At 48.8% G+C, this 5,281-nt stretch carries 3 protein-coding genes and 1 pseudogene; 2 read left to right on the top strand and 2 right to left on the bottom strand.

Translation table 11 applies throughout. The annotated features are described in order from the left end of the window. Positions 1 to 473: 473 nt before the first annotated feature. Together MiSe_RS47535 and MiSe_RS47530 are read right to left on the bottom strand one after the other, a co-directional pair. Entirely contained in the window at positions 474 to 1,358 is an 885-nt protein-coding gene (locus tag MiSe_RS47535; protein ID WP_226594168.1) for a 4-hydroxybenzoate solanesyltransferase, read from the bottom strand. Positions 1,359 to 1,683: 325 nt separating this feature from the next. Then, positions 1,684 to 2,943 (bottom strand): annotated as a pseudogene (locus MiSe_RS47530) (RNA-guided endonuclease InsQ/TnpB family protein); the annotation flags it as partial. A 70-nt stretch (positions 2,944 to 3,013) separates the two neighbouring features. On the opposite strand from MiSe_RS47530, the gene MiSe_RS47525 reads away from it, so the two are divergent. Together MiSe_RS47525 and MiSe_RS47520 are read left to right on the top strand one after the other, a co-directional pair. Then, a complete protein-coding gene (locus MiSe_RS47525) occupies positions 3,014 to 3,163 on the top strand; it encodes a ribbon-helix-helix protein, CopG family (RefSeq protein WP_226594162.1) in 150 nt (49 codons plus the stop codon). Between the two features lie 100 nt (positions 3,164 to 3,263). Continuing rightward, entirely contained in the window at positions 3,264 to 4,913 is a 1,650-nt protein-coding gene (locus MiSe_RS47520) for a Ppx/GppA phosphatase family protein (protein WP_226594159.1), read from the top strand. Positions 4,914 to 5,281: the final 368 nt, after the last annotated feature.

Genomic DNA, 5,281 nt, shown 5'->3' with positions numbered 1-5,281 from the left:
TGTCACAGGCACATACACGGTGTGAACAATGAGTTGCTCAAGGCTTGAGCCGGATGATGGGAAACTGTCAAGTCCGGTTCTTAGGGGAGGGGGACACGGTGACGTGTGCCTCCTTACCCGACAGAGATTCCCCTCTGCTTGGATATGGAAACATCTTCAAGTAAGGGAACTCGAAGAAAGAGAAAGTCTGATCGGTAACGATTAGAATCCCTGCGCCTTCAGGCCAGGGAGAACGTCAAGAAAATCTCTTTCTCCCGCTGCATAAAGCATTAGGAGTTCAACAGCATCCATGTCTTTAACTTTAATGTATTTTCCCCTGGGACTATGCTAGTCTATTTATTAAAGATTATTCCAGGTCAGATGAGTTAGCATTAGCACCCAGTCCCATAACGTCAATAATGATTTTTCTCATAATTACTAATTGGATAATTGGTAATTTTAAGAAACTGCCATTACCAATTACCCATTAACTATTACCAAATTAAACCGGAAATCATTCCCGCGAGTACAACAAAACCAATCCAGACGTTTTGGCGAAAGATTTGACCGTAAACTGGTTTCGGTAAATCTTCCTGTTTTAATCGGAAATAGTGCCAAATCCAGCCAATTGTTGTGATTCCCAGTGTTACCCAAAAAGGCCAGTGCAGGTGCATGAAGACGCCCAGCCACGCGAGTAAACTGGCAGTACCGATAAAAAAGATCCCAACTGCATCGGCGGCATATTTGCCAAAGAATATGGCACTGGAATTAATACCAATGCGTTGGTCGTCTTCTCTGTCACTCATGGCATACACGGTATCAAATCCTAGCGTCCAGAGGACTACCGCGCCCCAAAGTATCCAACTAGCGGGTTCTAAGTTAGACTTCGCAGCACTCCAACTAATCAATACCGCAAATCCCCAAGCAATGGAAAGCACCAACTGGGGGACGGGAAACACGCGCTTCGCGGTAGGGTAAAAAACGATCGCCGGAATTGCCGCCACGCACAACCAAAAGCTGAGAGGATTGAGATACAGCGCTAAAATTCCGGCGCAACTCATCGCTACAATCGCTACCACAGCGCCAGTGCGGACGGATAAAGCGCGAGAAGCGAGGGGACGAGTGCGCGTCCTTTCCACTTGCGGATCGATATCTCGATCCCACAAGTCGTTGATGACACAACCAGCCGCACTTGTCGCTAACGTACCTAATATAATCACGCCTACTAGCGGCGCTGGCGGCATTCCGTGACAAGCTAAAAATACAGCCCAAAGTGCCGGTATCATTAAAATCAGGCGTCCCGCAGGTTTGTCCCACCTCAACAGCCGAATAATCGTTAGCCAGGTGGGTTCGTCTTGGCTTTCTTGGTGGGTAAGCATATTCGAGTCCTCGACGTTCTACTAGGAATTTATACCTTTAAATTTCAGGCTAAATCAAATAAACTTACATTTGCATTTTTTTGACTTCAATAGGATATCTTTATTCTTGGGGGGCTGGATAATCATCGTGGATGCGTCTAAGTAGCAAGGTGCCGATTTTACCGAAATTGGTGATGAAGCCCTGAATCGTGAGAGAAGACGGTGAAGAAAGAACTAACGACGACCAACCTGCGTCCTGCTAACTAATTTATGGGTGAGTTTGTTTTGGTAGGGATGTCTTCTTTGCCGCCAAAGTCGCCTTTACCAAGTAACAACTACCGACTACTTAGGTGACAACTCCCACCGCTAACCGCAAAGCGCGGTGTAGCGGGGGATCTCTCAAACTCACGATTGAGAGTTGCTGCTTCACAGGCAGGGCATCCCCTAAGCCTCCACAGCCAGCAAACGCTAGTCCAAGCGTCCGTTGAACCCGATTCAAAATGTTGATTCCGCTATTCCAATCGCGGTCAATTATTAACCCGCAGTGAGGGCAGTCATGCACACGGTCTTTCAGCGTCTTCTCAACCCGTTCACCGCAACTCGAACACTCGATACTGGTTCCGCTGGCATTGCCTTCCATTGCCCACTTGCCGCGTTTTACCGCTACTGCTTGCAGGATGTTCAAGAATGCGCCCCAAGCGGCATCCAGAATCGACTTAGCCAGTCGGGTTTTAGCCAAGCCTTTGATGTTCAGGTTCTCAAACGCTATCAGGTCGTACAGGCTGCACAGCCAATGCGCCACCTGATAGTGAAAGTCTTTGCGCAAACGGGCAATGTGCAGGTGCAACCGCGCTACTTTGTTCGCTTGCTGGCGGTGATTGTTAGACCCCTTCTGCATTCGAGAGAGCTGGCGCTGTTGCCGCGCTAACTGCTGTTGAGATTTCCGGTAGAACTGCGGGATTTTAACAGCTTGCCCATCCGATGTTGCCAAAAACTTTTCTAGCCCCATATCTATGCCAACAGCAAACTTAATTTCATCGACTGGTAACGGCTCTGGAACCGTGCCATATTCCAGCGAAAAGTTGACATACCAGCCGTCTGCTTTGTGTAAAATCGTGGCTTGCTTGATTGTGAAGCCGTCAGGGATTGGGCGGTACACAATCACCTCAATTTCACCAATCTTTGAGAGCTTCAAGGCGTTGTCACCCAGATGCGCTCCCGCCTTAGCACAGTTCACCCTTGGGAAGGTAAATGAGCAGATATTACCCCGCTTCTTAAACCGTGGCTTGCCACCCCGCTTGCCGGACTTGTCAGGAATCAGCCAGCGCTTCCAAGTTCTGTCCAGTCGCATCAGGTTTTGCTGTTGGCAGTCAGCGTAGATGTCTTTGTATTCGGGAAATAGTTCTTTAGTTTGGCGTAACTCCGATGCTTGAGTGTAGTAATCAACCCTGTTTGGTATGTCGCCAATCGGCTCAGACACAATGCTGCAACGATCAATGGGTGAACCTGTCCGGTACAACCAATCCAGCCGTTGCCCTAGCGCATAGTTCCAGTGGCGACGCAGCAACTCACCCCAAAGCGCCATCGTTGCCGCTTGTGGTTCAGTCGGGTTGAGTTTTTACTGATAGGTGAGTAGCATAGTAATATTGTACAGCATTTATCCGTACATTGTAGCTATGACTGCGCGACTAGATATCAGACTTCCAGATTCAGAATTAGAGATTTTGAAAGCTTACTGCGAGCAGGAAGGCAGAACCCAAACAGAAGTAATTAGAGAGTTTATCCGTAATCTCAAGAGGAAAGTGAAACATGCACCCGATAAGTAATTGGCAATCTCGCCCGCATCGAGCGGGCGAGATTGCAGCACAATATCCCCATCAGCGCTAATCGGAGTACCGATGTGGCGGGAGTATCCCGGAGGTTTAGATGGTAAATTCAAACTCAGAAAATTCGGTGAATGTTTCGGCTCGTGCTGGCTCCCAAGATCGCATTATAGCGGCGATTGACATCGGTACGAATTCGATTCATATGGTGGTAGTGCGGATTATTCCTTCGCTACCGGCTTTTACGATTATTGACCGAGAAAAAGATACAGTGAGGTTGGGCGATCGCGACCCGATCACCAAATGCCTCAAAGAAGAAGCAATGCAACGATCGATCGCTGCATTGCGTCGCTGTCTCGAAGTCGCCAAGTCCCTTAACGCCGAACAAATTATTGCGATCGCAACTAGCGCGGTGCGCGAGTCTCCCAACGGACGAGACTTCCTGCAACGGATAGAAGCCGAAATTGGACTGCACGTCGATTTAATTTCCGGTCAAGAAGAAGCGCGCCGCATTTATTTAGGCGTGCTGTCGGGGATGGAATTTAATAACCAGCCCCACATTATTATCGATATCGGCGGCGGTTCGACGGAATTAATTTTAGGCGATAGTCACGAACCGCAAAGTCTCAGCAGCACCAAAATAGGCGCGGTGCGACTCAGCGCAGAATTAGTCAAAACCGACCCCATCAGCAACGCCGAATATCAGTTTTTGCAAGCTTACGTGCGCGGGATGTTAGAACGTCCCGTAGAAGACTTGCAAACACACTTAAAACCGGGGGAAATTCCCCGCCTCGTCGGAACTGCGGGTACGATTGAAACCATAGCCGCGATTAATGCCCGCGAAAAGTTGGGGATACTTCCCTCGACGCTCAATGGGTATCAGTTTAGTTTAAAAGATTTGCGCGAGTGGGTGAATCGCTTCCGGAGGTTGAATTATGCAGAACGCGCCGCGATTCCTGGAATGTCGGATCGCCGTTCCGAAATTATTCTAGCTGGGGCAGTGATTTTGCAGGAAGCGATGACATTGCTGGGAGTGGAAGCGATCGCAGTTTGCGAACGCAGTCTGCGGGAAGGTGCGATCGTAGACTGGATGCTAACCCACGGTTTAATTGAAGACCGATTGCGCTATCAAAGTTCGGTGCGTCAGCGCAGCGTGCTTAAAACTGCCCAAAAATATCAAGTCAATTTGGAACATTCCCAGCGCGTGGCAGAATTTGCCATGAGTTTATTCGACCAAACTCAAGGACGCCTGCACAACTGGGGTGCAGCAGAACGAGAACTATTGTGGGCTGCGGCAATTTTACACAACAGCGGTCACCACGTCAGTCACTCGGCGCACCACCAACATTCTTATTATTTAGTTCGTCACAGCGAGTTACTCGGTTATACCGAATGCGAGATTGAATTGATTGCCAATTTAGCTCGCTATCACCGCAAAAGTGCGCCCAAGAAAAAGCACGATGCTTACCGCAATTTGCCCACAAAAGAACAGCGGCAAATGGTATGCCAATTGAGTGCTTTGTTGCGCTTAGCCGTGGCGCTAGATCGGCGACAAATTGGTGGAGTGAAGCGCGTCAAGTGCGAGTATCGTCCAGAATTGCGAGAATTTCGCTTGCACCTGGAACCTGCACAAAGTAACGATGAATGCACGTTAGAACTGTGGAATTTGGATTATAAAAAGATGCCGTTTGAACAGGAATTCGGCGTTAGGTTGATGACCAAATTATCACCAGTTCCAGTTGCTGTTGGTTAGGATGCGGCACGATTAACGTGGTAGGGACACGGCAGGATTAACATTTTCCCATCACCGATAGATTGATTGTGCCTTGTCCCGCCGACCGATTAATCGTCGGTGGTAGGGGCACGGCAAGATTAACATTTTCCCATCAGCGATAGATTTATTGTGCCTTGTCCCGCCGACCGATTAATCGTTGGTGGTAGGGGCACGGCAAGATTAACATTTTCCCATCAGCGATAGATTTATTGTGCCTTGTCCCGCCGACCGATTAATCGTTGGTGGTAGGGGCACGGCAAGATTAACATTTTCCCATCACCGATAGATTGATTGTGCCTTGTCCCGCCGACCGATTAATCGTTGGTGGTAGGGGCACGGCAAGATTA

This window comes from Microseira wollei NIES-4236 (assembly GCF_020521235.1).
In the GTDB taxonomy this organism is placed as follows: Bacteria; Cyanobacteriota; Cyanobacteriia; order Cyanobacteriales; family Aerosakkonemataceae; genus Microseira; species Microseira wollei.
The sequence above is the reverse complement of the archived record's forward strand: the minus strand, read 5'-3'. Positions and strand labels throughout refer to the sequence as shown.